At 59.9% G+C, this 24,513-nt stretch carries 20 protein-coding genes; 12 read left to right on the top strand and 8 right to left on the bottom strand.

Translation table 11 applies throughout. From position 1 onward, the window contains the following. The 3 genes from EJA71_RS01180 to EJA71_RS01190 are packed head-to-tail and all read left to right on the top strand — an operon-like array spanning position 1 to position 4,570. The gene (locus tag EJA71_RS01180; RefSeq protein ID WP_158953584.1) at positions 1 to 870 is read left to right on the top strand and encodes a branched-chain amino acid ABC transporter permease; all 870 of its coding nucleotides are present in this window, start codon (positions 1 to 3) and stop codon (positions 868 to 870) included. Then, positions 867 to 3,347 (top strand): branched-chain amino acid ABC transporter ATP-binding protein/permease, encoded by a 2,481-nt coding sequence (locus tag EJA71_RS01185; RefSeq protein ID WP_158953586.1) that lies wholly within the window; start codon positions 867 to 869, stop codon positions 3,345 to 3,347. The genes EJA71_RS01180 and EJA71_RS01185 overlap by 4 nt, the downstream gene beginning before the upstream one ends. Further along, positions 3,344 to 4,570, top strand: a complete 1,227-nt coding sequence (locus EJA71_RS01190; RefSeq protein ID WP_158953588.1) for an amidohydrolase family protein — start codon at positions 3,344 to 3,346, stop codon at positions 4,568 to 4,570. The genes EJA71_RS01185 and EJA71_RS01190 overlap by 4 nt, the downstream gene beginning before the upstream one ends. Here the strand turns inward: EJA71_RS01190 and EJA71_RS01195 are convergent. From EJA71_RS01195 to EJA71_RS01205, 3 genes are all read right to left on the bottom strand, one after another. Next, positions 4,567 to 5,259, bottom strand: coding sequence for a GntR family transcriptional regulator (locus EJA71_RS01195; RefSeq protein WP_158953590.1), 693 nt, complete (start codon positions 5,257 to 5,259; stop codon positions 4,567 to 4,569). The genes EJA71_RS01190 and EJA71_RS01195 overlap by 4 nt on opposite strands. A gap of 110 nt (positions 5,260 to 5,369) precedes the next feature. After that, positions 5,370 to 6,941, bottom strand: a complete 1,572-nt coding sequence (locus tag EJA71_RS01200) for a gamma-glutamyltransferase family protein (RefSeq protein WP_158953592.1) — start codon at positions 6,939 to 6,941, stop codon at positions 5,370 to 5,372. Between the two features lie 75 nt (positions 6,942 to 7,016). Further along, positions 7,017 to 8,132, bottom strand: a complete 1,116-nt coding sequence (locus tag EJA71_RS01205; protein WP_158953593.1) for an aromatic ring-hydroxylating dioxygenase subunit alpha — start codon at positions 8,130 to 8,132, stop codon at positions 7,017 to 7,019. 116 nt (positions 8,133 to 8,248) lie between these two features. Between EJA71_RS01205 and alaE the strand changes: the two genes are divergently transcribed. Continuing rightward, entirely contained in the window at positions 8,249 to 8,728 is a 480-nt protein-coding gene (alaE, locus tag EJA71_RS01210) for an L-alanine exporter AlaE (protein ID WP_256671462.1), read from the top strand. 97 nt (positions 8,729 to 8,825) lie between these two features. Beyond that, positions 8,826 to 9,287 (top strand): short chain dehydrogenase, encoded by a 462-nt coding sequence (locus tag EJA71_RS01215; protein ID WP_158953595.1) that lies wholly within the window; start codon positions 8,826 to 8,828, stop codon positions 9,285 to 9,287. A 15-nt stretch (positions 9,288 to 9,302) separates the two neighbouring features. Here EJA71_RS01215 and EJA71_RS01220 read toward each other — a convergent pair whose 3' ends face one another. After that, the gene (locus EJA71_RS01220; protein WP_158953683.1) at positions 9,303 to 9,914 is read right to left on the bottom strand and encodes a dTMP kinase; all 612 of its coding nucleotides are present in this window, start codon (positions 9,912 to 9,914) and stop codon (positions 9,303 to 9,305) included. 128 nt (positions 9,915 to 10,042) lie between these two features. On the opposite strand from EJA71_RS01220, the gene EJA71_RS01225 reads away from it, so the two are divergent. Together EJA71_RS01225 and EJA71_RS01230 are read left to right on the top strand one after the other, a co-directional pair. Continuing rightward, positions 10,043 to 11,176 carry an aminotransferase class V-fold PLP-dependent enzyme gene (locus EJA71_RS01225; RefSeq protein ID WP_158953597.1) on the top strand — a complete coding sequence of 378 codons (1,134 nt, stop codon included), beginning with the start codon at positions 10,043 to 10,045 and terminating at the stop codon, positions 11,174 to 11,176. A gap of 119 nt (positions 11,177 to 11,295) precedes the next feature. Beyond that, a complete protein-coding gene (locus EJA71_RS01230; protein ID WP_158953599.1) occupies positions 11,296 to 12,198 on the top strand; it encodes a bestrophin family protein in 903 nt (300 codons plus the stop codon). A 43-nt stretch (positions 12,199 to 12,241) separates the two neighbouring features. On the opposite strand, the gene EJA71_RS01235 is transcribed toward EJA71_RS01230, so the two are convergent. Beyond that, positions 12,242 to 13,021 carry a MetQ/NlpA family ABC transporter substrate-binding protein gene (locus EJA71_RS01235; protein WP_158953601.1) on the bottom strand — a complete coding sequence of 260 codons (780 nt, stop codon included), beginning with the start codon at positions 13,019 to 13,021 and terminating at the stop codon, positions 12,242 to 12,244. Continuing rightward, positions 13,018 to 14,196: an N-methyl-L-tryptophan oxidase gene (solA, locus tag EJA71_RS01240; protein ID WP_158953603.1), complete on the bottom strand. Its 1,179-nt coding sequence runs from the start codon at positions 14,194 to 14,196 to the stop codon at positions 13,018 to 13,020. Before solA ends, EJA71_RS01235 begins: the two co-directional genes overlap by 4 nt. A 372-nt stretch (positions 14,197 to 14,568) precedes the next feature. On the opposite strand from solA, the gene EJA71_RS01245 reads away from it, so the two are divergent. Together EJA71_RS01245 and EJA71_RS01250 are read left to right on the top strand one after the other, a co-directional pair. Further along, a complete protein-coding gene (locus tag EJA71_RS01245) occupies positions 14,569 to 16,974 on the top strand; it encodes a glucose/quinate/shikimate family membrane-bound PQQ-dependent dehydrogenase (protein ID WP_158953605.1) in 2,406 nt (801 codons plus the stop codon). A 104-nt stretch (positions 16,975 to 17,078) separates the two neighbouring features. Continuing rightward, a complete protein-coding gene (locus tag EJA71_RS01250; RefSeq protein WP_158953607.1) occupies positions 17,079 to 18,377 on the top strand; it encodes a carbohydrate porin in 1,299 nt (432 codons plus the stop codon). Between the two features lie 60 nt (positions 18,378 to 18,437). Here the strand turns inward: EJA71_RS01250 and EJA71_RS01255 are convergent, their stop codons facing one another. Then, positions 18,438 to 20,297, bottom strand: coding sequence for an ABC transporter ATP-binding protein (locus tag EJA71_RS01255; protein ID WP_158953609.1), 1,860 nt, complete (start codon positions 20,295 to 20,297; stop codon positions 18,438 to 18,440). A gap of 187 nt (positions 20,298 to 20,484) precedes the next feature. Then, a complete protein-coding gene (locus EJA71_RS01260; RefSeq protein ID WP_158953611.1) occupies positions 20,485 to 21,237 on the bottom strand; it encodes an SDR family NAD(P)-dependent oxidoreductase in 753 nt (250 codons plus the stop codon). 121 nt (positions 21,238 to 21,358) lie between these two features. Here EJA71_RS01260 and EJA71_RS01265 point away from each other — a divergent pair, with 121 nt between their 5' ends. The 3 genes from EJA71_RS01265 (at position 21,359) to EJA71_RS01275 (ending at position 24,513) form a co-directional block, all read left to right on the top strand. After that, positions 21,359 to 22,273: a LysR family transcriptional regulator gene (locus EJA71_RS01265; RefSeq protein ID WP_158953613.1), complete on the top strand. Its 915-nt coding sequence runs from the start codon at positions 21,359 to 21,361 to the stop codon at positions 22,271 to 22,273. A 197-nt stretch (positions 22,274 to 22,470) separates the two neighbouring features. Then, complete coding sequence (locus EJA71_RS01270; protein WP_158953685.1) at positions 22,471 to 23,454, top strand: DUF1852 domain-containing protein; 984 nt, start codon at positions 22,471 to 22,473, stop codon at positions 23,452 to 23,454. Between the two features lie 27 nt (positions 23,455 to 23,481). After that, positions 23,482 to 24,513 (top strand): methionine synthase, encoded by a 1,032-nt coding sequence (locus EJA71_RS01275; protein ID WP_158953615.1) that lies wholly within the window; start codon positions 23,482 to 23,484, stop codon positions 24,511 to 24,513.

Below are 24,513 nucleotides of genomic sequence, written 5' to 3' on the forward strand. Positions count from 1 at the left end.
ATGTACACCGCCGCCATCATCTCCGGGCTCGGCCTCGGCAGCATGTACGCGTTGCTGGCGTTAGGGTTTCACCTGACCTACGTCGTCTCGCGCACCGTCAACTTTGCCCAAGGCAGCGCCATGATGGTCGGCGCGGTGCTGGGTTACACCTTTTGCATTAACTGGGGCTGGTCGCTGTGGCTCGCCCTGCCGCTGACACTGTTCCTCTGTGCGCTCTATGGTCTGGCAATTGAACGCTGGCTGGTACGGCCCTTCCACAGTCGTGGCTCACAGGCCTGGCTGATGGCGACGGTCGCGGGAGGGATTCTGGTGGACAACCTCGCCCTGTTCACCTTCGGCAAGGAGCCGCGCCAGTTTGAAAGCAGTCTGGCCAACCTGAATGTCGAGCTGTTTGGCAGCAACGTCGGCGCCCTGCAAATGCTGATTCCACTGGCGGGCGCGGCGATTGCCCTGGCGCTGTATCTGGTGCGGCGTTACACCCGACTGGGCAAAGTGCTCGAGGCCTGCGTGCAGAATCCCCGCGCTGCGATGCTGATGGGGATCAACGTCAATCGGGTGGTCGCCATTGCCTTTGCGGTATCCACGGTATTTGCAGCCGTGGCCGGTTTGTTGATTGCGCCGCTGTTCAGCGTCAACGCGGAAATGGGCATGTTGTTCGGCCTCAAAGCCTTTGCCGTGGCCATTCTCGGCGGCATCACCAGTGCCGGCGGCGTCTTCACGGCTGGCCTGTTATTTGGCCTGACGGAAGCGCTGATCACGATGTATTTCGGCTCGGCCTTCACGCAGATCTTTACCTTTGCGTTGGTCATCGTCGCACTGGCGATTCGTCCCAACGGTCTGTTCGGCAGCCAGGCATTGGTGAAAGTATGAAAAGCATTCCCACTCTGCTCATCGCCCTCCTCGCTGTCGCGTGTGGCGTCATGGCGTTCACGCTCGACAGCTACTCATTGCTGGTGTTTACCCTGTGCGCGCTGGCGACAGTGGTTGGCGTGAGCCTGAATATTCTGATCGGTCTGAGCGGGCAGATTTCCTTTGGCCATATCGCTTTCTACGCGATCGGTGCCTATGTCTCGGCACTGCTGACTTTGGCGGGTTGGCCGTTGTGGCTGGCCCTGCCAATAGCGGGCGTGGCGGCCGGTGTGATCGGTGCGCTATTGGCGATTCCCGCCCTGCGGGTCAGCGGCCCGTATCTGGCGATGATCACCATTGCCTTTGCTTTCGTGGTGCATCACAGCCTGATCGAATGGCGTGATGTCACCGGCGGCTCCAACGGTTTGATGGGCATCCCGATGCCGGAGTTTGCCGGGCTTGACCCGTCGATGTTCCTCGCCCTGTTGGCCGCCGCGTTGATGATTGGCGCCCTGTTCTTCTTTCAGCGCCTGAGCCACAGCCGTTGGGGCAAAGCCATGCTCGCGGTGAAAGCCTCGGAAATTGCCGCGCGATCGCTGGGCTTCAATCCGGTGATCAGCAAGACCCTGGCGTTTGCCTTGTCGGCGGCACTGACCGGACTGGCGGGCGGCTTGCTCGCGCCGCTGCTGATGTTCATCAATCCTGAGTCCTTTCCGTTTTCGCAGTCGATTCTGTTTGTGCTGGCGGTGATTGTCGGTGGCAGCGGCCGGCTGTTCGGGCCGCTGATTGGCGCGCTGTTGATCGTGCTGGTGCCGGAGTTGCTCTCGGATTTTGCCGAATATCGCTTGCTGATCTTCTCCACGCTGCTGTTGTTGGTGCTGTGGATTGCACCCAACGGTCTGCTGGGCGCCCTCGCCCGACGCTGGAGCAAACCGGTTCGCTTGCTGCCACCGACGCAGTTCAATCAGCAGCGCATTGCCGCGCATCTGCGCAGCCGTGGCCCGAATTCCGGTTTGCGCGTCAGCGATATCGGCATCCGCTTCGGCGGTGTGCAGGCGGCGCAACATGTCAGCCTGGATGCCCCGGCCGGCAGCATCACCAGCATCATCGGCCCTAACGGCGCCGGTAAAACCACTGTGCTCAATATGATCAGTGGTTTCTATGTGCCGGACAGTGGCCAGATCGAACTGCAACAACCGCTGGCGGGGCTGCCGGCCTGGAAGAGCGCCCGGGCCGGCATTGCTCGCACCTATCAGACGACGTTGCTGTTCGGCGAAATGTCGGTCATGGACAACCTTCTGGTGGCGATGCAGCAAGGACGCATGGGCTGGCCGTTCAGCCTGTCCACCGCCGAGCAACGCAGCTTGGCCCTGGATCTACTGGCCTTGGTCGGCTATCGCGGCGAAGTGAATATTGCCGCCGAAGATCTGCCCCACGTTGATCGACGACTGGTGGAAATCGCCCGCGCACTGGCCACGGCGCCTGCGGTGTTGTTGCTGGATGAGCCGGCGGCGGGTCTCAGTCGTCGTGACACCGACGATCTGGCGTTACTGCTGCGCAAACTGGCGGATTTTGGTTTGACAGTGATTCTGGTCGAGCACGACATGGCGCTGGTCATGGCGGTGTCCGAACACCTGCTGGTGCTCGACGCCGGCAAGCCGATCGCCTCGGGGCCGCCGGCGGAAATCCGGCAAAATCCGCAGGTCATCGCGGCGTATCTGGGCGGTACCGAGTATCAAGCCACACCTCGCGCTCAGGCCTGGAACGGCAGCCGCGATGCGCGTTTGTACGTGCAGGATCTGGTCATCGATTACGGCGCCTCAGCGGTGGTCGACAAGGTCAACCTGCTGGTCAATCCCGGTGAACTGGTGGCGATTCTCGGCGCTAACGGCGCGGGCAAATCGAGCATCCTCCAGTGTCTGGCCGGCCTGCATCGCGCTACCAGCGGCAGCATTGTCCTGGACAACGAAAACATTGAACTGGCCAGCGCCAGCAGCATCGCGGCCAAAGGTCTGGCCCTGGTGCCGGAAGGCCGCCAGGTATTTCCTTATCTGAGTGTGCGCGACAACCTGTTGCTCGGTGGCTATTCGCGTCGCGAGGCCTTCGATGCCGAGGCTGAAATCGAGGCCATCCTCAAACGCTTTCCACGTCTGCGCGAGCGCATCGACAACCCGGGAGGCCTGCTTTCCGGGGGCGAACAACAAATGGTCGCCGTGGGCCGTGGCTTGATGGCCAAGCCCAGCATTCTTCTGCTCGACGAGCCGTCACTGGGTTTGTCGCCCGCGATGATCGGCGAGTTGTACGACGCACTGGCGGCCCTGCGCGACGAGGGCGTGACCATCCTGCTGGTGGATCAAATGGCCAACCTCGCGCTGCAAGTGGCGGATCGCGCCTATGTCCTGGAGACCGGGACCATTGTCAAAGCCGCCGGCTCCGCCGAACTGCGCGCCGATAAAGCGTTGGCCGCCGCTTATCTCGGCGAAGGGGCCAGCGCATGAGCGCTCTGAAAATCATCAATGCGCGGCTGGGCAGTGATCATCGCTTGACTGAGCTTTACGTCGAGAACGGCTACTTTGTCGACCGCTTCAGCGCGACCGTCAGCCCTTGGCGAACCCTCGATCTGCAAGGCCGGTTGATCCTGCCGGGGCTGGTCGAAACCCATATCCATCTGGACAAGGCCTGCATCATGCAGCGCTGCCATCTGCAGGAAGGCACGCTGGCCGAAGCCGTCGCGCAAACCCGCGCGGCGAAAGCCGAGTTCACCGAAGACGATGTCTATCAGCGCGGTGCGCAGGTCCTGGACAAGGCGATCGTGCAAGGCACGACGCACATGCGCACCCATGTTGAACTTGACCCGCAGATTGGCCTGACGGGATTCAACGCCATTCGCCGTTTGCAGGCGGATTACGCCTGGGCCATCAGCCTGGAAATCTGTGTGTTTCCGCAGGAGGGCCTGCTGAACAATCCGGGGACTGAAGCGCTGCTCTGCCAGGCGCTGGAAAGCGGCGCCAGCGTGCTTGGTGGCTGCCCCTACATGGACAGCGACCCGCATGGGCAGATCCAGCGCCTGTTCGAACTGGCGGTGCGCTACGACTGCGACCTGGATCTGCACCTGGATTTCGACCTGAACAGTGAAGGCATGACGGTCATGGAGGTGGCGCGCTGCACGCAACTGCACGGCTGGGGCGGACGGGTCACAATCGGCCACGCGACCAAACTCTCGGCGTTGCCCAAGGAGCCACTGACGGTGCTTGCCCTGCATCTGGCCAAGGCCGGCGTACAGGTCACCTGTCTGCCCAGCACCGATCTGTTCCTGATGGGCCGCGAGTCATTTCACAACAAACCCCGAGGGCTGGCGCCGCTGGCGCATCTGCACGCGTGCGGCGTGAGGTGTTCGGTCTCGACCAACAACATCGGCAATCCCTTCACGCCGTATGGCGATGCGTCGTTGATCCGCCAGGCCAACCTGTTCGCCAACGTCAGCCAGATGGGTACGGTGGCGCAATTGCTGCAATGCCTGGCGTGGGTGTCCAGCGAGTCGGCCGCCCTGCTCAGACTGAAGGATTACGGTGTGCGCCCAGGTTGCCGCGCCGATTTCATTGTGTTCGACGCGCCTTCGCCGGCGGCGGTGATCGCCGAAATAAGCGCACCGCTAATGGGCTTCAAGGGCGGACGCCAGACGTTTAGCCGGCCGGCGGCAACGTTGCTGAAAGCGACTTAATCAATCAATGCCTGCTTGAGGTTGAACTCGGCAGGCACACTTTCATCCAGCGCCAACTGCGCTTCCAGCTCATCCAGATGCTCGATCATGACCGCGACGGCTTTTTCGTTATCGCCGTTTTCCAGCGCGGTGATGATTTCCTGGTGTTCATCGGAAGCGCAGGACGGCACGTCGTTGCGCTGATACAGCGCGACGATCAATGAACTGCGCACCATCAGGTTGGCGAGGATGTCGCTGAGCACGGCATTGCCACTGATCTCGCTAAGCAGCAGATGAAACTCGCTGAGTTCACGGACGATGGCCCGTCGATCGGTGTCATTGGTGGCTTTGCGTTCGTTCTTCATGTGGTTGGCAATGCGCTGGCGTTGCTTGCGCATGGTTGCCGGCGTGATGCCCTCGACAATCGCCCGTTCGATGGCGCGGCGTGCACTGAAGATATCCCGCGCCTCCCGAGCCGTCGGCTGAGCAACCATCGCGCCGCGATTGGCTTCGATGGTCACCACTTTTTGCATCGCCAGACGCTGCAACGCCACCTGCACATGGTTGCGGTTGGCTTGCAGGGTTTCGACAATTTGCGCTTCGATCAGGCGAGTGCCCGGCGGCAGGCGATGCTGGGCGATAGCGCTGAACAGCGCATCGACGATGCGTTGCACTTCAAGCTGTTTGGCGGTGACAGTGCTCAAGCCCATCCTTACCTCTGTTGTCCAGAAAGCCTGCCAATCCACACAGCTGCGGTTGGCGGGCAATGGCCGGCATTATCCGCCAGCCGCCGGAGCCCGGCAAATGCGCGCAGCCAGGCTCAGTCTGGCTGACCCAGCCCTGTGCCCTCGCCCCGAGGATCATGCATGGCGCTGCGTTGACCTCCGGCATCAATGGCGATGATGCCGGCGTGGCCGGTCATGGGACTGCGCACCGGAATGATCTCCACCGCATGCCCGAGCATGCCGAGGCCTTCAATGGTGGTGGCGCTCATATCGCCTTCGAGTTTGAGATTGTCCGTGCTGTCGAAAAAGCTGCGCCCCAACAGAAAGCGCGGGGTCAGCAGCGCCTGGTCAATGGGCTGCTGGAAGTCGATCAGTTGGGTCGCCAGAACCATTTGTGTCTGCGGCTGGCCATCGCCGCCCTGGGTGCCGAAGAACCAGCGGCGGCCATCATCCGCCAGATAGCAGGACGGATTGAGCGTGTGCGCCGGACGCTTGCCGGGGGCCCAGCCGTTGACGTGTGCGGGGTTAGCGTTGAACCCCGCCGCGCGGTTCTGCCACAACACACCGGTGTCGCCGAGCATGCAGCCCGAACCGAAGTCATGGAACAGGCTCTGGATCAGGCAGGCCGTCCGCCCTTGAGCATCGGTTGCGGCCATCCACACGGTATCGGCGGGCCGTCCCGGCTCGTTCCACGGCGCGGCACGTTGATCGTCGATGGCATCGGCACACGCTTGAATCTGCACGTCCTCCAGACTGGCGGCAAAATCCCACGTTTGGCTCAGCGGATCGCACAGTTGCGCATTGCGTCGCAGCAGGCCCTGTTTGATGGCTTCGACCAGATAGTGATAGTAAAGCGCGCTGCCATTGCCGACGTCCGCCAGCGGCTTGTGTTGCAGCGCGGCCATGGCCTGCAGCGTGTACAAACCTTGGGATGGCGGCGCGACGTTGTAGAGTCGGCCCTCGCGATAACGGACCGAAATCGGTGCGACTTCCGGCGCTCGGGTCGCCGCCAGATCGGCCGCCGTCAAGCCGCAGCCCAAGCGATCAAAGGCTGCCCCGAAAGCCTCGGCCAATTCGCCTTGATAGAAATCTTCGACGCCATGTCTGGCCAGATGCCGCAGGGTGTTGGCCAGTTCGGGCTGGCGCAGGTTATCGCCCTCGCGCAGCCACTGCCCATCGCGTTTGCACAGCCGATGCAGGTCCGGCAACTGCTCGATCAGCGGGCGCCGCAGGGTTTGCCAGAACAATTGCGATCGCGAAACCTCGATGCCGGCATCGGCCACGTTCGCGGCGTCTGTTAACAGATCAGACCAACCGAGTCGTGAGCCCCACTCGTGACGACTGATGTTGGCGGCGGTCTGCCAACTCGCCAGCGCGCCTGCTGTGCTGGCCACCGACGCCGGGCCGCGCACGGTAATGGCTCCGCCCTCCGGCAAACGTTGCCCGGCCTGGCCAATCCCCACGATGGTGCGCACCTGCTTGTCGTGGATCATCCATAGGGCATCGCCGCCCAGCCCGGTCATGTGCGGAAACACCGCAGCAAGTATGGCACTGGCCGCGAGCATGGCATCGATGGCCGTGCCGCCCGCTTCAAGAATCCGCAGGCCGGCGGCGCTGGCTTCGGCATGAGGCGTACAGATCACCGCACGGCTGGAGGTTGCGATCATGGTTGCAGGCTCTCTCTTTGCTAGCTATCGGAATAGGTTTTGTTAGCAAAGCAAGATGTATGCCCTCAGGAGCGGTCAGTGCTGTTCTTCGGTGATGTCCACAAGCGGAATCGGCTCGATTGCCCAAGCGCGGATTTGACGCCGTTCAGGGCTGGGCACCGCGCACGCCTTGCGTCCGGTGAAAGTTCGCGCAAGACGCTCTTCATCGATGCGCCAGCCGCGCTGTTCCAGTGCCTGCACGTCTTTGCGAAAGGCGATCTGCAGTGCGTCGGATTTCAACGAAACCTCCTGCTGAAAGGAGTCCGGCACGCGCTCGGGCCGCACGTTTTTAAGCACGGCGTGGTCTTGTTCGAAGATGCGGATATTGCTGGCAATGAACCGGCGATCCAGCAGTCGCGAGCGTAGAAAGGTTCTGCCCATCATCCACCAGGTTCGCGTGCGGTTAGCGTCAATCGGCACGTGAGCCGAGACGATGTGGATTCGCCAGCCGTTCGGTAACTGCAGCTCCAGCGTTGTACTCGGCCCGGACAAATGAAACCCCGGAACGGTGACCACACTGACAAACTCGGTGGATGACTTGCGCCGCAGCAGCCCTTTGCGCGCGGGCCTACGCATGATCATCTGTGCGCTGCCGCTCCACGCATCGCTGTCGACTTCGAATGATTCAATCTCGGGATGATCCGGGTCGCCGAAGGTAGAGCCATGCACAAACGGTGCGTGGGCGAAGTCGAGGCCGTTTTCGATGATCCGGTCCCAACTGGCCTGCCAATCGAAATGACCGGATACCACCCGGATGGCGGGATCGTCGATCCAGTCGAGCACGGGCAGTGGCGGACGCTCGGCTTCAGGCAGATCACCCAGGAAAGCCCAGATCCAACCGTAGCGTTCCTGTGTCGGATAGGCATCGACGCGGGCCTTTGCCGGAATCCGCAGATCGGGCTGCGCCGGTATCTGCGTACACACGCCATCCCCGCCAAAGCGCCAGCCGTGATAAGGACACTGCACACTGTTGCCGACCTTGCGGCCGGCAGACAACGAGCCGCCGCGATGCACGCAAACATCCGACAGCACGTGAGCGACGCCGGCCTCGTCGCGGAACGCTACGAAAGGCTGTCCGAGCAAGCGAACCGGCATCAGTCCGTCAGTCAGCTGCGACGATGGGGAAACGACATACCAGAGGTTGGTGAGCATGGGCAGCGTGGGATCCGTCAGGGTTTTACAGGGCAATAAAAGGGTTCATGGTTGACGGTGTTCAGCGGTGAGTCGTTCCTCTTTGCACCTCGCGGTGTTGCCGCTGTCACACCACGATGAAGAGAAGTTCTGATGTGCCGGGCCCTCAGCAACAGCCATCGCGTCGGACTGCGTTTTTCGCAGATACCGCGGCGCTGATTGTGTTTTTCACCACCACTGGCGTGATCAATGAACGGTTCATCGCTGGCATGACCTGGGATCAGGTCCTGCATGCACGCCTTTTGGGCGCGGTGCTGATGATACCGGTCGCGCGACCTTACGGCCTATGGCGGGATTGGGTGATGACGCGAGCCAGCGAGAGTCGCATGTCGAGGTTGCTCTGGGACAGCATGGCTCTGGTCAGTTTCCAGGTGCCTATTTACGCCGCAATCATTGCTTTCAGTGGCGCTTCCGGCGCCGGTCTGGTGCGCGGCACGCTGGGCGCGACCGTGATGATGCTCGTTCTGGGCCGACCTTATGGCGCGTTTCTCAACGGCGTACGCAAGCTGTTTGGCCTGCCTCCGGGCGGGGACAGACCGATGTCGTTGAAGGGATGACCTGTTCGCTGCGGGTGGCGACTACCTTTCCTCCATTGCATTGAACCCTGATGAATCCCTGTTCTCTATCGCAAAACCACTAAAGGAGGGATTCACCATGATTGCCCCTGCAACCGGTATGAAACCGGGTGAGCGTTACAGCATTGAAAGCGTGGAGCGCGCGCCACAGTTTCCGGGCTTTTTCCTCGACGGAAAATATTATCTGGGTCCCGAGTTGCAGACCGCTGTCGGCTGGCTCGAAGGACAGAGTTTCTTGTATGACCAGCTCGATCCGAATGGTGAACCGGTTTATCCGGGCAGAGTCGTCGGGACGATCACCGGGTTGACCCTGGAGTTGGCCGATGGCCTGCGCTTGGGCATCGAAGCCGTGCCCTACGAAGACTCAACCGTTACGCCGCCTCGGCCGCTGGTTGAAACGATCGCTTTAATCCCACCGACGGCGAGACCGCAACGGCTGCGTCCGCCAATGCAACCTTCTGCGCTGCTGGTCGCAGGTGCCGCGACGCTGGTGGGCCTGTGTTTGCTGGCGATCAATCGGTCGTTCGGCCGAGGTCGGTAATCTGAAGTTGAACACTCAGCCAAGGACTTTATAAATCTCCGCGACCACCTGCGTCGTTGCCGCTTCGATCGTTCCTTCGTTGCGGCATAAAACCCAGCCCTGATCGGCAACCGCTTGCTCGAACATCTCGCTACATGCGACATGCTCTGCGTGTTTCTGGATCACCGTGCCGCCCAGTCCCCGCGAGCGTGCCGTGGCCCGCGCCCAGGAAATATCCGGCGCGGTAACGACCCCGACATGCAGATCCGGCACCTGCACGCCTCGCTCCAGATTCATCTGGAGGATCTCGGCAAAGGGCACGGTGTGGCGAAACGCGGCCTCCGACGGGTACCAGCGATCAATCAGGATAATGCTGTCCGACGGTTGTTTCGGCAGCACATGTTGGGAGATCCAGCGACGGCTATCGGCAAAGCGCTGACACACCGCCCACTCCAGATCCTGGGAAGGATGTCGGGCGAGCTGGTTGACGAGGGCCATGGTTTCGCCCCGGTTGGGATCGCTTTTTCGCTCGCACAGCCGGATGACTTTATGCTGATCTGCTCGCAGTGCTGCCGTGATGGCTTCCAATAGCGTGGTTTTGCCGGTGCCTTTCGGCCCATCCAGGGAGATAAACAGCGGGAGATTCATGGTTTGCGCAACGATTGAGACATTGGTGAGCACTCTACCCGCATTTTTGTTATTCAATGAGCCCATCCCTGCCCTTTGCCTACACTTGCTTGCCAATAATCTTCAGATCTCTGCCAAAGGAGTCATCCATGTCAAAGCTCTACCCCAGTATCGATCCTGAGGGGCTGGTCGAGTATTCCGTGGTCTACACCGACCGCTCGCTCAACCACATGTCGCAGTCCTTTCAAGCGGTGATGAAGAACATTTCCAAGACCTTGAAACAGGTCTACAACGCCCAAGCGGTTGCGGTGGTGCCGGGCAGCGGCACCTTCGGCATGGAAGCGGTGGCGCGACAGTTCGCGACCGGCCAGCAATGCCTGGTAATCCGCAACGGCTGGTTCAGTTATCGCTGGAGCCAGATTCTCGACATGGGCAACATCCCGGCCGCCACCACCGTGTTGAAGGCCCGACCGATCGAGACCGGTCACCAAGCGCCCTACGCCCCGCCGCCGCTGGACGAAGTGCTGGCCGCCATTGCCGAGCACAAGCCGAAGATTGTTTTCGCTCCTCACGTTGAAACTTCTTCAGGGATCATTCTGCCCGACGACTACCTGCGCGCCGTCGGCAACGCCGTGCATGCGGTGGGTGGCCTGTTCGTGCTGGACTGCATCGCCTCCGGCACGATCTGGGTGGACATGCACAAATGCGCCGTCGACCTGCTGATCAGCGCCCCGCAAAAAGGCTGGAGCGCCTCGCCTTGCTGCGCCTTGGTGATGTTCAGCGCTCTGGCCCTCGAACGTATCGAGCAGACGCAAAGCAGCAGCTTCGCCTGCGACCTGAAAAAATGGCTGCAGATCATGCAGGCCTACGAACAGGGCGGACACGCCTACCACGCGACCATGCCCAGCGACTCCCTCGCACGGTTCAACGAGGTGATGAAAGAAACGCAAGCCTACGGTTTCGACAAGATCCGCGACCAACAACAAGCTTTGGGCGATCAAGTGCGCGCCATGTTGACCGGCAAAGGCATTAAAAGCGTGGCCGCTGCTGGATTCCAGGCCCCCGGCGTGGTGGTGAGTTACACCGAAGATGCCGGCATCAAGAACGGCAAGAAATTTGCCGACCACGGCCTGCAGATCGCCGCCGGCGTACCGTTGCAATGCGACGAACCCGCCGACTTCCAGACCTTCCGCATCGGCCTGTTCGGGCTGGAAAAGCTGCAGAATATCGAGCGCACGGTGAGCACGCTTGAGCAGGCGCTGGATGAGGTCATTGTTGACTGATGTGACGCCGACCGCCCGGCGTCCCGGACACATCGTGTAAAGCGATGGTCGAACCTTTCCCCCGGAAACACCGTCCGAGCTAAAGCGTTTACGCTTCCCGCTCGCCACGAGGTTTCCGTTTGAAAGCAGCCATCGTCAGAAAATACCGTTTGATCATCAAGACCCTGGGCTATGTCGGCTGGGCGTTGTTCTGGCTGTTGCTGTGGGACATCGCCGTTACCGTCGACTTCATGCTGTTTCTCAACGCCAAGTTGAATTTGCCGCTGATGCCGTTGACCTTGTTAGGTTCGGCATTGATCGTGCTGATCAGTTTCCGCAACAGCAGCGCTTACAACCGGTGGTGGGAAGCGCGGACGCTGTGGGGTTCGATGATCAACAATTCGCGCAGCTTTGCCCGGCAAGTGTTGACGTTGCTGGATGATCCGGGCAGTGAGGTGAATCCGGTCAAGTCGACGCTGTTGCGCCGTCACGTAGCCTATGTGAATTGCCTCGCGGCGCATCTGCAAGGTCAGCCTTGCCACGAGGAAGTCCGGGCGTTCATTCCGGCTGACGAGTTCGCCCGCAGTGGCACCACCAATAACTTCGCCAACGACATCCTCACTGGCTCCGCAGCGCTGCTGGCCCGGGAATACAAGGCCGGCCGTCTGGACAGCATTCGCCTGGCGCGGCTGGAGTCAACGCTGGTGGATCTCTCGAACAGCCAAGGCGGCATGGAGCGGATCGCCAATACGCCGCTGCCCTACCCTTATGTGTATTTTCCGCGGCTGTTTATTTCACTGTTCTGCCTGATCGTGCCGATCGGACTGGTGGAATCCCTCGGTTGGTTCACGCCGCTGGCTTCGACCGTGGTCGGTTTCATGCTGCTGGCCATCGAGCGCATCGGCACCGATCTGCAAAGCCCGTTTCGCCACAGTGAGCACCAGATTCAGATGGAGGCGCTGTGTGAAACCATCGAGAAGAATCTGCAATCGATGCAGCGTGATTCGCTGGGTGATGTGCGCCGGATTGAAGAGAACGCTTGAAGATGTCGGGAGCCGAGCGCATTTCTGGCGGCTCCCGACTCGATCAGAACGCCGGCACCACATCGCCGTGATAACGCTCAAGAATGAACTGCTTCACCTGCGGTGAATTGAGCAGCGCGCCGAGCTTCTGTACCGCCGGGGTGTTTGCCTTATCGCGACGCACGTACAGGTAATTGGCGTACGGCGACTCCGAACTTTCGATAAACAGCGCGTCTTTGTGCGGCACCAATTTGGCTTCCAGCGCGTAGTTGGCGTTGATCAACGCCAGATCAACCTGATTCAGCACGCGCGGCAGCATGGCGGCTTCCAGTTCCTGAAACTTCAGATGCTTGGGATTGCTGACGATGTCCAGGCGCGTGGCCATGATGTTGTCGGGATCTTTCAGGGTGATCAGGCCTTGTTTGGCGATCAGCAGCAGCGCACGACCGGAGTTGGTCGGGTCGTTGGGAATGGCAATGGTCGCGCCATCCTTGAGTTCACTGATGTTTTTGATCTTCTTCGAATAAGCGCCGAACGGCTCGATGTGCACCGCCACGACAGGCACTTGGTCGCTGCTCGGGCGGTCTTTTTTGTAGGCCTCGTAATACGGTTTGCTCTGGAAGTAATTGGCGTCGAGCAAGCCTTCATCGGTCTGCCGATCTGGCTGAATGTAGTCAGAAAAGACTTTAACCTCCAGCGTCACCCCTTCCTTGGCCAGTTCCGGCTTCAAGAATTCCAGAATCTCGGCATGGGGCACGGGCACCACGGCGATTTTCAGGGTTTCGGCGTAGGCATTGCCCATGGCGGCGACCAGCAGTGCGACGGAGAGCGCGACACGTTTCACGATAGTGTTCCTTCGAATCGTTTGAGGGAAAAAGAGGACAGATCCAGGTCGGTCGAGCCGCGCATGCACCACTGGGCAAACGCCTCGCCGAGTGCAGCGGAATGCTTGAAACCGTGGCCAGAGCACGCCGAGACGAACAGCGTGTGCTGCAGCGACGGGTGCTCGTCGATGATGAAATGGCGATCCGGCGTAACGGTGTAGGCGCAGACAGCGGACTTGATGACTTTCGCGGTCACGCCGGCGATGCGGTTATGCACCTGGTGCTCGTACATGTCCTGCGCTTCGGCCGCTGAAACCGTGCGGTCGATGGCCTGCGGCGACGTTGCTGTGTGGTACTGCGCGGTGGCGATTTTCATGCTGCTTTCGCCGGGTAACGCGGGGAAGCCGTAGTTGATGTTGTCGTCGCCACGGCCATGAGTGAGGATGAACGTTGGTGAATGGCCCACCAGTCCGGCGTTGTCTTCCAGTTCGAACCAGAACAGCTTCTGCCGGTAGACACTGAGCAGATTTTCATAGGGCTCACCGAGCCACTCGCCGTTCCAGTTACCTGCGCTGATCACCAGTTTGTCGGCGAACAGCGTGCGGCGGTCGGTGGTGACGGTGACACCCTCGTCGTTCGAACTGATGCCGGTGACGGTCTCGCCTTTATGCAGGATTGCACCGTGTTGTTCCGCCAGTTTGAGCTGCACATCGATGCAGCGCTCCGGACGCACGAAGCCACCGCCCGGCTCGAAATAGCCGATGGCTGAGTCGTGCACATGGGCGAACTGCGGGAAGCGCTGACGAATCTGTTCGGCGGACAAGACTTCGTGCTCGATGCCGTAAGTCTGCGCCAGGCCGATGGTGCGCAAGGTGAAGTCGGATTGATCTTCAGGGTTGAACTCGGCGCTCGACGTCAGGACCAGCAGCCCCGATTGCTCGAACAGCGACTCTCCTGTCAGCGACTCCAGTTCTCGCCAGATACGATGAGAGTTGCGCACGATCGGTACGTATTGCGCGCCCTCGCCGACCGAAAGCCGGGTGATGCGCGTGTCGCCATGGCTGGAGCCGAGATTATGCGGCGGATGATGCCGATCAATACCGACAACCTGCACCCCCGCTTTCGCCAACTGATAAACCGTGGCCGCGCCCATGGCACCCAAGCCTAAGACCAGCACCTCACATCGCTCGGACATAAATAGCTACCTATCAAAAAGGCGCCAGTTGAGCGGTAAAGCACGGCGAATTCCAAGATTAAAAAAGCATATCCATATAGCTCTGCGCGGCAGATGACCGCTCTGTCTCGGGCTACTGGGCGGTTATTCGTCGCATTTACAACCTGGCGCAAATGATTTACGCCTGACCGCGCGCCAATTGATAACTGTCAAAAATCTTAATCAATCTGACAGAACCTCGATTTTCTGCGCATTTCGACAGACATTTCAGCGTCTAAGCTTCACCTCAGGCATGCGCCAAAACCGCGAACTACGCTTCAAAACGAAATTGTGTTTTAACTAGGTAGTTACCTAACTATATAATGCGCGCCTCATTTCAACGGGACACTCAACGTGAAGCAGAGTCAAAGCCTCTCGGGCATATCAAAATTCATTCTGATCGGGCTGGGCGTCGTCATCGCCCTGCTCGGCTTGGCGCTGGCTGCGGGCGGCGTGAAGTTGGTCAGCCTGGGAGGCTCGTGGTACTTCCTGGTGGGCGGCGTGGTCATGGCCGTTTCCGGTCTGTTGATCGCTCGCTTCAAACCGGCGGGTGCGTGGTTGTTCGCCGCGTTCCTGGTCGGCACGGCGATCTGGGCGGTCAGCGATGCCGGCCTGGTGTTCTGGCCGGTGTTCTCGCGCCTGTTCATGTTCAGTGTGATCGGCCTGGTCGTGGCGCTGGTTTATCCGCTGCTCAAGCGTGCCAGCGGTGGCGTTGCCGGTCGTGGCGCTTACGCCGTGGCTGCAGTGTTGGCGGTCGGTGTGGTTGTCGCGGCCGGTAACATGTTCGTCGCCCACCCTACCGTTGCTGCAACCGGCACTGGCCCGGGCCTGACTCCGGTCGAGCCGGACAAGTCGCAAAAAGACTGGGCGCACTACGGTAATACCGAAGGTGGCAGCCGCTTCGCCGCGCTGGACCAGATCAACCGCAACAACGTCGACAAGCTGAAAGTCGCGTGGACCTACCACACCGGTGACGTCGCCGAGAGCGATGGCAACGGCGCTGAAGACCAGCTGACCCCACTGCAAGTCGGCAACAAAGTGTTCATCTGCACCCCGCACAACAACCTGATCGCCCTCGATGCCGACACCGGCAAAGAACTGTGGAAGAACGCGATCAACGCCCAGTCGAAAGTCTGGCAGCGCTGCCGTGGCATGGCCTATTTCGATGCGACCAAAGCCATCGCGCAGCCGAGCAACTCGTCGATCATCGAAGCCAAGCCTGCGCCGGCCGCCAACTGCCAGCGTCGTCTGCTGACCAACACCATCGACGCCCGTTTGATCGCAGTCGATGCCGACACCGGCGAGTTCTGCCAGGGTTTCGGCAACAACGGTCAGGTTGATCTGAAGGCCGGTCTGGGTAACGTCCCGGACAGCTACTATCAGTTGTCCTCCGCGCCACTGATGGCCGGCACCACCGTGGTGGTTGGCGGTCGCGTGGCTGACAACGTGCAAACCGACATGCCAGGCGGCGTGATCCGTGGCTTCGACGTGATGACGGGCGCGATGCGCTGGGCGTTCGACCCGGGCAACCCTCAGGATAAAAACGCTCCGGCCGACGGCAGCACCTATGTGCGCAGCACGCCGAACAGCTGGGCGCCGATGTCCTATGACCCTGGGACCAACACCGTTTTCCTGCCGATGGGCAGTTCGTCGACCGACATCTATGGTGTCGAACGCAGCAAACTCGATCACACGTACGGTGCTTCGATCCTCGCGCTGGACGCTACCAGCGGTGACGAGCGCTGGGTGTTCCAGACCGTGCACAACGATCTGTGGGACTTCGACCTGCCGATGCAGCCGAGCCTGATCGACTTCACCAAGGACGGAAAAACCGTTCCGGCGCTGGTCATCGGCACCAAGGCCGGGCAGATTTACGTGCTCGACCGTGCCACTGGCAAACCGCTGACCGACGTCAAAGAAGTCCCGGTGAAAGCGGCGAACATCCCGAACGAACCGTACTCCCCTACCCAGCCGAAATCGGTCGGCATGCCGCAGATCGGTGCTCAGCACCTGACCGAATCGGACATGTGGGGCGCCACGCCGTACGATCAGTTGCTGTGCCGTATCGACTTCAAAGGCATGCGTTACGACGGCCTGTACACCGCGCCGGGCATGGATAAGTCGCTGAGCTTCCCGGGTTCGCTGGGTGGCATGAACTGGGGCAGCATCTCCACTGACCCGGTGCACGGCTTCATCTTCGTCAACGACATGCGTCTGGGTCTGTGGATTCAGATGATCCCGTCGCAGAACAAAGGCCAGGCCGCTGGCGGTGGCGAAGCGCTGAACACCGGCATGGGCGCCGTTCCGCTGAAAGGCACGCCTTACGCCGTGAACAAAAACCGCTTCCTGTCGGTCGCCGGCATTCCTTGCCAGGCACCGCCGTTCGGCACGCTGACCGCCATCGACATGAAAACCCAGAAAGTCGCCTGGCAGGTTCCGGTCGGCACCGTTGAAGACACCGGTCCACTGGGCATCCGCATGCACTTGCCGATCAAGATCGGTTTGCCAACCCTCGGCGGCACCCTGTCGACCCAAGGTGGTTTGATCTTCATCGCCGGCACCCAGGACTTCTACCTGCGCGCCTTCAACAGCGGCAACGGTGAAGAAGTCTGGAAAGCGCGTCTGCCAGTCGGCAGCCAGGGCGGCCCGATGACCTACGTTTCGCCAAAAACCGGCAAGCAGTACATCGTCATCACCGCTGGCGGTGCACGTCAGTCGACCGATCGTGGCGACTACGTGATGGCTTACGCCCTGCCGTAAACCCCTGCGTCCACGTTAAGCGCGGACGCTTGCTTTGAGCGCGGCACCTTCGGGTGCCGCGCTGCTTTTCCCCTATTGCTCAAGTTTTCTGCAGGAAGATTTACATGCTATCGGCTGTTCGTTTTTCCCGTTCCGACCTGTTCAAAGGCCTGTTGCTGGGCGTCGCGTGCACCACTACCCTCCCCGCGCTGGCCGACAACGATTCCGATCTGTTGACCCGCAGCACCCTCACCGGTGACTGGGGCGGCTTGCGTCACCAGATGGACGAAGAAGGCGTCAAGTTCACCGGCGACTACAGCGGCGAAACCGCTTACAACGCTGACGGCGGACTGCATCGCTCGGCGCGCTACTCGCAGAACATCAAGCTCGGCATGCAGTTCGATCTGAGCAAACTGTATGGCGTCGACAACGCCGGCAAGGTCCAGTTGACCATCAACGACCGACGCGGCAACAGCGCCTCCGAAGACCTGGTCGGCAACCGTTTGCCGATCCAGGAAAACTACGGCGGTTTGTACACGCGCCTGACCGAACTCAGCTACGAGCGCAGCCTGTTCACCCCTGCGCTCAACGTCAAACTCGGCTACATGGCCATGGGCAACGATCTCGGCGGCCTCGACAGCGGCATTCTGTGCAACTTCATGAACGCCGGTTTCTGCGGCCATCCGCTGAACATGTCCGGCGGTAGCGGCTGGACCAACTACCCCAACGCGCACTTGGGTGTGCGGGTGAAATACGACCTGTCGCCGGCGTGGCAATTGCGCGTGGCGGCGTTCAACGTCGACCCGGAAAGCAACGGCAACTCCAGCCGTGCCTGGCACCTGGGCCCGAAACACACCACCGGTACCGTGGTGCCGATCGAACTGGTGTACAAGCACACCGGTGAGCTGCCGGGCGAATACAAGGTCGGCTACTACTACGACAGCTCCGACGTGAAACGCATCGGCAGCAGTAAAGAAGTGTCCGGTCGCGGCGGTCATTATCTGCTGGTCGATCAAGCCGTGTGGCGCTCGGAGTCGTCCGAAGGCCGCAGCCTGCATGCCTTCGGCCAATACTCGGCGGCCAGCGAAGCGGCCTCGCCGTTCAGCAAGTGGTACGGCACCGGCGTGGTTTTGTACAAACCGTTCGAAGGTCGCCCGCGTGACACCGTCGCTCTGGGCTACGGTCGCGCCGTGCCAAACCCACGCAGCCGCGACGTGCAGCAAGACGCCGCGCTGGACAACGGCGCCGCGTTCCCGAACCTCGACAGCGCCGAACAATTGATCGAGCTGGGCTACGGCTATCAAGCCACGCCATGGCTGACCCTGCGTCCGAACGTGCAATACATCATCGAGCCCGGCGCGTTCTCCGGGCAGGACATCGACAATGCATTGGTGTTTGGTCTGCAGGTGAAAGCGTCGCTGTAAATCTTCGGGTTTGCAGGCACAAAAAAACCGGCGCAATGCCGGTTTTTTTGTGTTCGACCATCAGGCCTGATCAACCGCCTCCACCACGCCCTGATCCTCGCCGAGGAAGCCGCCGCTCTGATGTTGCCAGAGCCGCGCATACACGCCGTTGCGTTCCAGCAATTCGCTGTGGGTGCCCTGTTCGATGATGCGCCCTTCGTCCATGACGATCAGGCGGTCCATCGCGGCAATCGTCGACAAGCGGTGAGCAATCGCGATCACGGTCTTGCCCTGCATCATGTCATCGAGGCTTTCCTGAATCGCCACTTCGACTTCCGAATCCAGCGCGCTGGTGGCTTCGTCGAGCAGCAGGATCGGCGCGTTCTTCAACATCACCCGGGCAATCGCCACACGCTGACGCTGGCCACCGGACAACTTGATCCCGCGCTCACCGACGAGGGTGTCGTAGCCGGTATGGCCCTGGCGGTCGCTGAGTTGGCTGATGAACTCATCGGCCTGCGCACTGACCGCTGCGCTGCGAATCTGCGCGTCGGTCGCATCGGGCCGGCCGTAAGCAATGTTGTCGCGAATCGAACGGTGCAGCAGCGAGGTATCCTGGGTGACCATGCCGATGCAACTGCGCAGGCTGTCTTGGGTCACCTTTGCGATGTTCTGGCCGTCGATGCGAATCTCCCCACGGTCGACGTCATAGAAGCGCAGCAGCAAGTTGATCAGCGTGGATTTACCCGCGCCGGAGCGGCCCACCAGACCGATTTTTTCCCCCGGACGGATGCTCAGGTTCAGGCCATCGAGCACCTGACGTTCGCCGTTGTAATTGAAGCTGACATTGTCGAACGTCACCGCGCCGCCGGACGTTTTCAGTACGTCGGCATCCGGCGCGTCCTGCACCTTCGTGCCTTGGGTCAGCGTCTCCATGCCGTCGTGCAGCGTGCCGATGCTTTCGAACAGCGACGTCATCTGCCACATGATCCAGTTCGACATGCCATTGATGCGCAACGCCATGGCCGTAATGGCGGCCACCGCACCGGCGCCGACCTCGCCCTGATGCCAGAGCCACAGCGCATAACCGCCCGCCGACATGATCAGGGCGACGACTAGGGCCTGATTGACGATCTCGAACAGGCTGACCAGACGCATCTGGCGAAAACCCGTCAGCTTGAAATCCTCCATCGCCGTCCGCGCAAAATGCGCTTCACGATTGGAGTGCGAGAACAGTTTCACCGTGGTGATGTTGGTGTAGGCATCGGAAATCCGCCCGGTCATCATCGACCGCGCATTGGCCTGCTCCTGGCCTACCTTGCCCAGACGCGGCACGAAGTACCACATGGCCAGCCCGAACAAAATCACCCAGGCGAGGAACGGCAACATCAGCTTCAGCGCAAAGCCGCCGGCCAACGCGATGATCGCAATGAAGTACACACCGATGCCCGGCAGGATTTCGATCAGCGTGAACAACACATCGCGCACCGCCAGTGCGGTCTGCATCACCTTGGTCGTGACCCGACCGGAAAACTCGTCGGAGAAAAACGAAAGGCTCTGCCGCAACATCAGCCGATGGAAATCCCAGCGCAGCCGCAGCGGCAAGTTAATCGCCAGAATCTGGTGCTGCACCATGGTGCGCAACGCCACCAGTCCGACACTGAGCACCATGACAATGCCCATGCCCCACAACACCCGCGTCTCCTGCGCCGCCGCTTCCCCGCCGGCCTGCCAGGTCGACAGCAAATCAACCACCTGCCCGAGGAAGGAAAACAGCCACGCCTCATAAATCGACACCGCGGCACTCAGCAACGCCAACGCCAGCACATAACCACGCGCGCCACGGGTACATGCCCAGAGGAACCGCGCCAGGCCGGTGGGCGGTGGCGGCACCTCGTCAGGTGGGAAAGGGTCGAGTCTTCGTTCGAACACACGAAGCATGGGTGAGTCTCCAAACCGATCAAAGGGGGATTTTGCCATTGATTGGTGCGTAGGAGGTCTTTGTGAAAAAGTGTGTGTCCAACACAGTCGGTAATTGGCGCGTGTGCAACCGCAAGGGATGAAAGCGCGACACAACGTGGCTCTCTGGCCGTCAGGTGGGCGGCTTGGGCGCCGCCCACATCTGCCCTCAGACCTGCTGTTGGCCACCGTCGACGAACAGTTCGATGCCGTTGACGAAGCTGGCGTCATCGGAGGCCAGGAACAGTGCAGCGCTGGCGATTTCCTCGGCTTCGCCGACGCGGCCCATAGGGATGAGTGAGGCCAGGTAGTCCAACAAACCCTGTTGCTGGGCGGCGTCCGGACCGGCCAGATCGACCAGACCGGGAGTGCGAGTGGCGCCGGGGCTGATGGTGTTGATCCGCACCTGACGATCTTTCAGGTCGAGGATCCAGTTGCGGGCGAACGAGCGCACGGCGGCCTTCGACGCGGCGTAGACACTGAATGCTGCTGTGCCTGCGCTGCCGGCAGTAGAACCGGTGAGGATCACTGAGGCTTTTTGCGCCAGTAATGGCAGGGCTTTTTGTACGGTGAACAGAACGCCTTTGACGTTGCGGTCGAAGGTGTCGTCGTAATGCTGTTCGCTGATTTCGCCAAACGGAACCATCGAACCTCCGCCGGCGTTGGCGAAAAGCACGTCGATGCGACCGTGGGCAGCGCCGATCTGACTGTACAGTGCGTCCAGTTCATCGAGCTTGGTGGAGTCGACCCGCACCCCGGTGGCATTGCCGACTGCGGCGACGGCTGCGTCGAGCTCAGCCTGACGTCGGCCAGTGATATAAACATGTGCGCCTTCTGCGGCGAAGCGCTTGGCGGTGGCCAGGCCAATGCCGGTGGTGCCGCCGGTGACCAGTGCGATTTTGCCTTCGAGTTTGTTCGTCATGATGTTTTTCCGTGTGTGATTGAAGTGCTGCGAGTGGTTGAGTTGCGGTGTGGGAGAAGCTTATCGACGCTGGTTTCTTTTCAAAATAGAATTGTCTGAAAACCATCATTGCAGAAATGAAATGAGCAAACTTCCGGATTTCGAAGGGTTGGCAATGTTTGCCAAGGTTGCAGAAGAGGGTTCGTTCGCGGCGGCTTCGCGGGTTATGGGAGTGTCCGTGCCCACCGTTTCACGTGCCGTTGCTCGACTCGAAGAACGCTTGGGTGGCCGATTGTTCAATCGAACCTCGAGGCAGTTGGCGCTGACCGAGTTCGGCGCGAGCATGGCCGCCAAGGCTGGCGAGATCTATCGGCAAGCCGAAGAGGTAGAAAGCGAAGCTCAGGCGTTATCCGTCCAGCCTCGGGGTCAGGTGCGCCTGGCGGTGCCGATGTCTTTCGGCCTGCGCTGGGTGGCGCCGCTGATGCCGCAATTGATGCGGCAATACCCTGAGTTGTCGATCGACTTGCACCTGTCCGATGCCTCGGTCGACCTGATTGCGGAAGGTTTTGACGCAGCATTGCGAATCGCCGTGTTGCCGGATTCCTCGCTGGTGGCTCGACGCATATGCGCGGTCACTCAATACCTGGTGGCATCCCCAAGCTATCTGGCGGAACACGGATATCCCGAACACCCGCGAGAACTGGCCGCTCGCCGGTGCCTCAGCTACGCGTATCGGTCGCGCAGCCAGGTTTGGCGCTTTACTCATGACGACGGCACTGAAGAAGACGTCGTTCCCAACGGCCCGTTGCGGGTGACCAACGCTGACGCGCTGTTACCGGCTTTGCTGGACGGCTCGGCCATTGCCGAACTGCCCGAGTTCATCGCCAGTGAATACCTGGCGGACGGGCGTCTGGTCGAGTTGTTGCCGCAGTGGCACATGATGCGCGGCGGGCTTTATTTCGTGACACCGTCAGCACGCACGCGCCCGGTGAAGATCAAGGCATTATCTGATTTCTTCGCTCAGCACCTGTCAGCGCCGCAGTGGCAAAGGTCATGATCCGCTGCGACTGATCGCACACAGCAACATGAGTAGCACTAACGAGTTCAATGAAACCAATTCGTTTTTGTTCAAGCGACCGCCCTGCCTAAACTACGTCTTATTGGCTGCAAGCATAAAGATTAAAGGAATTGGAAAGCGCTGAAGGCAAGTCTGCCTTCAGCGCTTTATTTCAAGATTCAGGGCGTCGGATCAAAATGAGCAAAGACTTTACCTTCACCATCAAGAGCATTCGTTTTGACGAGGGTTATCAACCTTCCGAAAGTACGCGCATGACCACCAACTTTGCCAACCTGGCCCGGGGCACGAATCGCCAGGAAAATCTGCGCAATACATTAAAGATGATCGACAATCGCTTTAACGCTTTGGCACATTGGGATAACCCCAATGGTGATCGTTATTCCGTCGAGCTTGAAATCATTTCAGCCGAGATGAATATCGGTACTGCAAACACTGGCAATGCCATTCCTCTGATCGAAATATTGAAGCCGAACATTGTCGATCGCCAAACCAATGAGCGTATCAAAGGCATTGTTGGCAATAACTTTTCCTCTTATGTACGCGATTATGACTTCAGTGTATTGCTGCAGGCGCACAACCAGGGTCGATCCGAATTCAGTACGCCAGAACATTTCGGCGAGCTGCACGGCAAGCTGTTCAAGTGCTTCGTCAATTCGGTTGCCTATAAAGAGCATTTCGACAAGCCGCCGGTGATCTGCCTGAGCGTGTCGAGCAGCAAGATCTACCACCGCACTGAAAATCAGCATCCGGTGCTGGGCATCGAATACCAGCAGGATGAATATTCTCCAACGGATGAATATTTCCGGAAAATGGGTTTGAAAGTTCGCTACTTCATGCCGCCAAACAGTGTTGCACCGTTGGCGTTCTATTTTTCCGGTGACCTGCTCGGTGATTACAGCAATTTCGAACTGATCAGCACCATTGCCACGATGGACACGTTCCAGAAGATTTATCGCCCCGAAATCTACAATGCGAATTCGGTGGCCGGTAAATCCTATCAACCGAGCCTCAAGCACGAAGATTATTCTCTGACCCGCATTGTGTATGACCGCGAAGAACGTAGCCGCTTGGCTATCGAACAGGGAAAGTTTGTCGAAGAGCACTTTATCAAGCCCTACCAAGCCATTCTTGAGCAGTGGTCTGCCAGTTACGCGCTTTGACGCATCAAACATACAAGGTTGTTACCCATGAAAAAATTATTGCCCACTTCCACGGCTGGCAGTTTGCCGAAACCTTCCTGGCTCGCGCAGCCCGAGACACTTTGGTCACCCTGGAAACTGCAAGACGAGGAACTGATCGAGGGCAAGCAAGATGCCTTGCGTTTGGCTTTGCAAGAACAGCAACACGCCGGCATCGATATCGTCAGTGACGGTGAACAGACGCGCCAACACTTCGTGACTACGTTTATCGAACATCTCGACGGCGTTGATTTCGAGAAACGTGAGACCGTCAGAATTCGTGACCGCTACGACGCCAGCGTGCCGACGGTGGTGGGTGCGGTGACTCGGCAAAAGCCGGTTTTTGTCGAAGATGCCAAGTTCCTGCGTCAGCAAACCAAGCAACCGATCAAATGGGCGCTGCCTGGCCCGATGACCATGATCGACACGCTTTACGACAACCATTACAAAAGCCGCGAAAAACTGGCGTGGGAATTCGCCAAGATCCTCAACCAGGAAGCACGAGAACTGGAAGCTGCGGGCGTTGACATCATCCAGTTTGATGAGCCGGCCTTTAACGTGTTCTTCGATGAAGTGAATGATTGGGGCGTGGCCACCCTGGAACGGGCCGTTGAAGGCCTTAAATGTGAAACCGCTGTGCACATTTGCTATGGCTATGGCATCAAGGCCAATACCGATTGGAAGAAAACGCTGGGGTCCGAGTGGCGGCAATACGAGGAGGCGTTCCCCAAACTGCAGAAATCCAGCATCGATATCATCTCGCTGGAGTGCCACAACTCCCATGTGCCAATGGATCTGCTGGAGCTCATTCGCGGCAAAAAAGTCATGGTCGGCGCCATTGATGTGGCCTCCCACACCATCGAGACGCCCGAGGAAGTGGCCAACACACTGCGCAAAGCGCTGCAGTTTGTAGACGCCGACAAGCTCTATCCTTGCACCAACTGCGGCATGGCGCCCCTGCCTCGGCGTGTCGCCAGCGGCAAGTTGAATGCGTTGAGTGCAGGCGCCGAAATCGTTCGCAGAGAACTCTCCAACTCGTGA

Origin of the sequence: Pseudomonas sp. PB106 (genome assembly GCF_009764645.1) — a bacterium.
Lineage (GTDB): Bacteria > Pseudomonadota > Gammaproteobacteria > Pseudomonadales > Pseudomonadaceae > Aquipseudomonas.

Bases quoted from the DNA above. Each gene is read 5' to 3' on its own strand.
- EJA71_RS01180 (WP_158953584.1), top strand. From the start codon at position 1: ATGTACACCGCCGCCATCATCTCCGGGCTCGGCCTCGGCAGCATGTAC.
- EJA71_RS01185 (WP_158953586.1), top strand. From the start codon at position 867: ATGAAAAGCATTCCCACTCTGCTCATCGCCCTCCTCGCTGTCGCGTGT.
- EJA71_RS01190 (WP_158953588.1), top strand. From the start codon at position 3,344: ATGAGCGCTCTGAAAATCATCAATGCGCGGCTGGGCAGTGATCATCGC.
- EJA71_RS01195 (WP_158953590.1), bottom strand. From the start codon at position 5,259: ATGGGCTTGAGCACTGTCACCGCCAAACAGCTTGAAGTGCAACGCATC.
- EJA71_RS01200 (WP_158953592.1), bottom strand. From the start codon at position 6,941: ATGATCGCAACCTCCAGCCGTGCGGTGATCTGTACGCCTCATGCCGAA.
- EJA71_RS01205 (WP_158953593.1), bottom strand. From the start codon at position 8,132: ATGCTCACCAACCTCTGGTATGTCGTTTCCCCATCGTCGCAGCTGACT.
- alaE (WP_256671462.1), top strand. From the start codon at position 8,249: ATGAAGAGAAGTTCTGATGTGCCGGGCCCTCAGCAACAGCCATCGCGT.
- EJA71_RS01215 (WP_158953595.1), top strand. From the start codon at position 8,826: ATGATTGCCCCTGCAACCGGTATGAAACCGGGTGAGCGTTACAGCATT.
- EJA71_RS01220 (WP_158953683.1), bottom strand. From the start codon at position 9,914: ATGAATCTCCCGCTGTTTATCTCCCTGGATGGGCCGAAAGGCACCGGC.
- EJA71_RS01225 (WP_158953597.1), top strand. From the start codon at position 10,043: ATGTCAAAGCTCTACCCCAGTATCGATCCTGAGGGGCTGGTCGAGTAT.
- solA (WP_158953603.1), bottom strand. From the start codon at position 14,196: ATGTCCGAGCGATGTGAGGTGCTGGTCTTAGGCTTGGGTGCCATGGGC.
- EJA71_RS01250 (WP_158953607.1), top strand. From the start codon at position 17,079: ATGCTATCGGCTGTTCGTTTTTCCCGTTCCGACCTGTTCAAAGGCCTG.
- EJA71_RS01255 (WP_158953609.1), bottom strand. From the start codon at position 20,297: ATGCTTCGTGTGTTCGAACGAAGACTCGACCCTTTCCCACCTGACGAG.
- EJA71_RS01260 (WP_158953611.1), bottom strand. From the start codon at position 21,237: ATGACGAACAAACTCGAAGGCAAAATCGCACTGGTCACCGGCGGCACC.
- EJA71_RS01265 (WP_158953613.1), top strand. From the start codon at position 21,359: ATGAGCAAACTTCCGGATTTCGAAGGGTTGGCAATGTTTGCCAAGGTT.
- EJA71_RS01270 (WP_158953685.1), top strand. From the start codon at position 22,471: ATGAGCAAAGACTTTACCTTCACCATCAAGAGCATTCGTTTTGACGAG.
- EJA71_RS01275 (WP_158953615.1), top strand. From the start codon at position 23,482: ATGAAAAAATTATTGCCCACTTCCACGGCTGGCAGTTTGCCGAAACCT.